A 4,200-nucleotide genomic window follows, 5' to 3' on the forward strand; every position below is an offset into this window, starting at 1 on the left:
ATGGAAGAGCGTGACGCTCATCTGTTCGCCGACATGAGCAAGCGCAAGCGCGCACTGCTCACCCTCGACTGGAACATCGTCGCGCCTGCGAACGCCAGCGCCGAAGAGAAGAAACAGGCCGCGCAGTTGGAGGAATGGTTCACCGATCTCGCGAATCTCGACGACGTGCTGTTCGATCAGATGGACGCGATCGGTCATGGATTCTCGGCGCAGGAAATCGAGTGGCACCAGGTCGAGAAGGTGTGGCTCCCGAAAACGCTCACCCACCGGCCGCAACGATGGTTTCGCACACCGCTGTATGACGGCAACGATCTGCGCCTGCGCGACAACTCGTCGGACGGTCAACCGCTCTGGCCGTTCGGCTGGCTCGTCCACAAGCATCGCGCGAAGAGCGGCTATCTGACCCGGGCGGGCCTGCATCGCGTGTTGGCGTGGCCGTACCTGTTCAAGACCTACGCGGTGTCGGACCTGGCCGAGTTCCTCGAAATCTACGGCCTGCCGCTGCGCGTTGGCAAGTATCCGCCGGGTTCGACGAAGGAAGAGAAAGCGACACTGCTGCGCGCAGTGGCCGAGATCGGCCACAACGCGGCCGGCATCATCCCGGAAGGAATGTTGATCGAATTCCAGGAAGCGGCCGACGGCACGAAAGACCCGTTCGAGGCCATGATCAACTGGTGCGAGAAGAGCGTGTCGAAGGCGATCCTCGGCGGTACGCTGACTTCGCAGGCTGACGGCAAGACGTCGACGAACGCGCTCGGCAAGACGCACAACGAAGTGCGGCGGGATCTGTTGACGTCGGACGCGCGCCAGGCGCAGCGTACCCTGACGAACCTCTGCTACATGCTGTCGGCGCTGAATTTCGGCGCGTCCGATCCGCGCCGCTGCCCGCGCTTCGAGTTCGATACGCGCGATGCCGAAGACTTGGCCCTGTACGCCGACGCACTGCCGAAGCTCGTCGGGGCCGGAATGAAGATCGGCCGCCAGTGGGCGCAGGACAAGCTCATGATTCCCGAGCCGAAGGACGGCGAGGACATCCTGTCGGTGCCGAAACCGCAGATGGCGCTGCCGCCCGAGGAACGACCGGACGAGCAGCCGCGCACCGCGAAGATGCGCTATCGCGCTGTGCTGCGCAACGCGGCCGGCGAGATTGTCTATCCCGACCAGGACGAGCTGGACCAGACCATCGCCGCGCTGCCGGCCGACGAGATCACGGACGCGTTGCGCGCGACGATCGGACCGGCGATTGCCGCGCTGCGCCGAGGCGCGACGCCGGACGAAGCAATCGAGATGCTGCTCGAAGCGCAACCGGCCATGGACGACACCGCGATGCAGGAGCTGCTCGCGCGCTGCATCTTCGTGGCCGACGTATGGGGGCGGCTGAATGGCGGTTGATCTGGGCTACGCGATCGGCCTCGAACCGGAGAAGGCGATCGCCTACTTCGAATCGAAGGGCTACAAGATCGGTTTCCGCTGGCAGGATGTCGCCGCCGAGGCGCATGCGAAGGCGTTCACGGTTGCAGGCGTGATGAAGGTCGACGTGCTCCAGGACATTCGCCAGGCGCTCGCGACCTCGTTAAAAAAGGGTACGACGTTCGACGAGTTTAAACGGCAGCTCTCGCCTGTCCTGGAAAAGAAAGGCTGGCTCGGCCAAGGCATGATCGTCGACCAGGACACCGGCGAGATCGAAGGCAAGCGTCTGACGCCCCGCCGTTTGCAGACGATCTTCCAGACCAACATGCAGTCGGCCTACATGGCCGGCCGCTACGCGACGCAGCTCGAGCAGGTCGACACGCACCCGTATTGGGAATACGTCGCGGTCCTGGACAGCCGGACGCGCCCCGCACACCGGGCGCTGGCCGGCGCGATCTACCGGTACGACGATCCGTTCTGGCAAACGTTCTACCCGCCGAATGGCTACCGGTGCCGGTGCCGTGTGCGCACCCGCACGCGAACCTACGTCGAGCAGAACGGTATCCCCGTGCGCAACAGCGACGGCGACCTGATCGAAGTCGAGATCGTCGATCGTTCGGGTACGAAGCAGCCGGAGCTCGCTTACAAAGACCCGGCCACCGGGCAGAAGCTGCTGCCGGACCCGGGCTTCAGCTCGAACCCGGGCGCGCAGTGGATGAAGCCATTCACGCCGCCGCCGTCCGACAGCTTGCCGCGTACCTTCCCGACCGGTGTCGAGCTACCGACGTTGCCGACGCCGACCCCGGTGCCGGCGTCGACGCTGCTTCCAACCGGTCTCGCTCCGGAACAGTATGCGCAGGCGTTCCTTCGGGAGTTCGGCCTGAAGGCGGGCCAGTCGAAGGTGTTCGAAGACGTCACGCGTTCGGCGGTCACCGTTTCGGAGGATCTGTTTCGGGCCGGCGACGGGAGCTGGAAGGCGGACAAGGATGGGCGCGGTGCGTATATGTCGCTGCTCGCCCGGGCGATCCAGGAACCCGACGAGATATGGCTGCGGTGGGAAGAGAGCCGCGCGCAGCCTGGCACGTGGCTGCTCAAGCGGCGCTACATCAAGTCCTGGTTGATCGATGGCCAGGACGGCGCGCAGTACGGTTTGAGCGTGTTCGAGCTGGGGCAGGACAACTGGACCGGGTCGACGGCCATGATGGCGAACATCGAGCGCGGCGAGGAAGCGCGCCGTCGCTATATAGAGAAGCAGCGTGACGGCTTTCTGGCGTACCGCAAATAGAAAGGCCCGCGACGCCGACTCGTCGCGGGCCACCGTGCAGTTCCTTTGGTCGCGTCAGTCGGGAGCTTGTGCGACTGCAATCGGTATAGATGGAGTATAGCCCATGATCATCGAAATCGAGATCGACGACTCCCGGTACGCGGCGACCATGGAGCGCGTGCGGGCGCTGATGCAGGACGCGTCGCCCGTGACGGCGCTGATTTCCGGGCTGATGGCCGACGCGGTCGAAGAGAACTTCGCGCAACAAGGCCGGCCGAAATGGCTCGGCCTGAGTCCGAAGACGCTCAAGCGCCGTCGCGAAGAGGCTGGCACCGGCAAAATCCTGCAACGCTCGGGCCGACTCGCATCCAGCATCACGCCAGCACATGACGCGACCACGGCCCGTGTCGGCACTAACGTTGTATACGCGGCGATTCACCAGTTCGGCGGCACCATCCAACGTCATCCCATGTCCGGCTACGTTAGATTGCGCAAGGATCGCAATGGCATGATCATGCGCCAGGCGGACCATCCGCACCTGGCCGTATTCGCGAAGAACAGCCACAAGCGGGTCAAGATCGTGAAGTGGACCCGCAGCCAGGGCTGGACGATCAAGATTCCGGCGCGGCCGTTCTTTGCGCTGACCGAGTCCGACAATATCGGGATCGAGTCAGAGGTCACCGCCTACCTGCGCCGCCTGTTCGATCAGTAATCCGCTCGCCCGATTTGAGCGGTTTTCAGGGGCCGGATAGGCGCAGATAGCCAGATGGGGGCGTGAGGGCCGTTAAACCCCCGTTAAAATCGGTCCTAGCGGCATTCACGTCCCACCACTCCCCCCGCACGAGTCAACCGGTGTGTTCCCAGTGACACCGGTCCCGTTATTTTTCCCCCGGCCGGTCGCCAACATGGCGGCATGGCTATCTTCTTCATCGCGGCGCTTTCCGCGCAAATCCAGTCGACCGGCACGGCACTCAAGCTGCTGCCGGCGGGCGACTTCCGTGCACGTGACGGCCGACCGACCGAATGCGCCGCGTGGCGGCTCGACGCGGCCGGCGCGGAACGTCTGATCGCGGCGGCAAACGCCCGGCAGACCCGCTATGTGATCGATTACGAGCACCAGACGCTCAATTCGGCGAAGAACGGCCAACCCGCGCCGGCCGCCGCTTGGTTCAAGACGCTGGAATGGCGCGAAGGCGACGGCCTGTACGCGACCGACGTCCAATGGACCGCCCGCGCGTCCGCGATGATCGACGCGGACGAATACGCCTACATCTCTCCTGTGTTCGCCTTCGATAAGGCGGGCAACGTGATCGCGCTCTTCAACGCGGCACTGACCAACGACCCCGCGCTCGACTGTCTCGACGAGGTGCAGCTCACCGCTGCGTGCTCGGCAATGTCCGGCGCGATCGATCCTGCCGCGCACGCGGCGCTTTCCACTGTCCCACCTACCGAGGCTCCCAATATGGAAGAACTCCTGGAACAACTGCGCTGGCTGCTGAACATGCCGGTCGGCGCAACCGCTGACG

General features: G+C 64.5%; 4 protein-coding genes. All 4 read left to right on the forward strand.

Annotated elements, in window-relative coordinates:
* The coding region (locus tag WS49_RS22775) for a DUF935 domain-containing protein (protein WP_059533528.1) at positions 1-1,392 on the forward strand (1,392 nt) is incomplete at its 5' end.
* Complete coding sequence (locus WS49_RS22780) at positions 1,382-2,695, forward strand: PBECR2 nuclease fold domain-containing protein (protein ID WP_059533530.1); 1,314 nt, start codon at positions 1,382-1,384, stop codon at positions 2,693-2,695. The genes WS49_RS22775 and WS49_RS22780, both read left to right, overlap by 11 nt.
* A gap of 103 nt (positions 2,696-2,798) precedes the next feature.
* A complete protein-coding gene (locus tag WS49_RS22785; RefSeq protein ID WP_179949278.1) occupies positions 2,799-3,386 on the forward strand; it encodes a phage virion morphogenesis protein in 588 nt (195 codons plus the stop codon).
* Between the two features lie 201 nt (positions 3,387-3,587).
* Positions 3,588-4,200: phage protease (locus tag WS49_RS22790; protein ID WP_218921276.1), on the forward strand; the 613-nt coding region annotated here is incomplete at its 3' end.

The sequence above is a fragment of the Burkholderia sp. RF7-non_BP4 genome, from assembly GCF_001521935.1.
Taxonomy (GTDB): Bacteria; Pseudomonadota; Gammaproteobacteria; order Burkholderiales; family Burkholderiaceae; genus Burkholderia; species Burkholderia diffusa.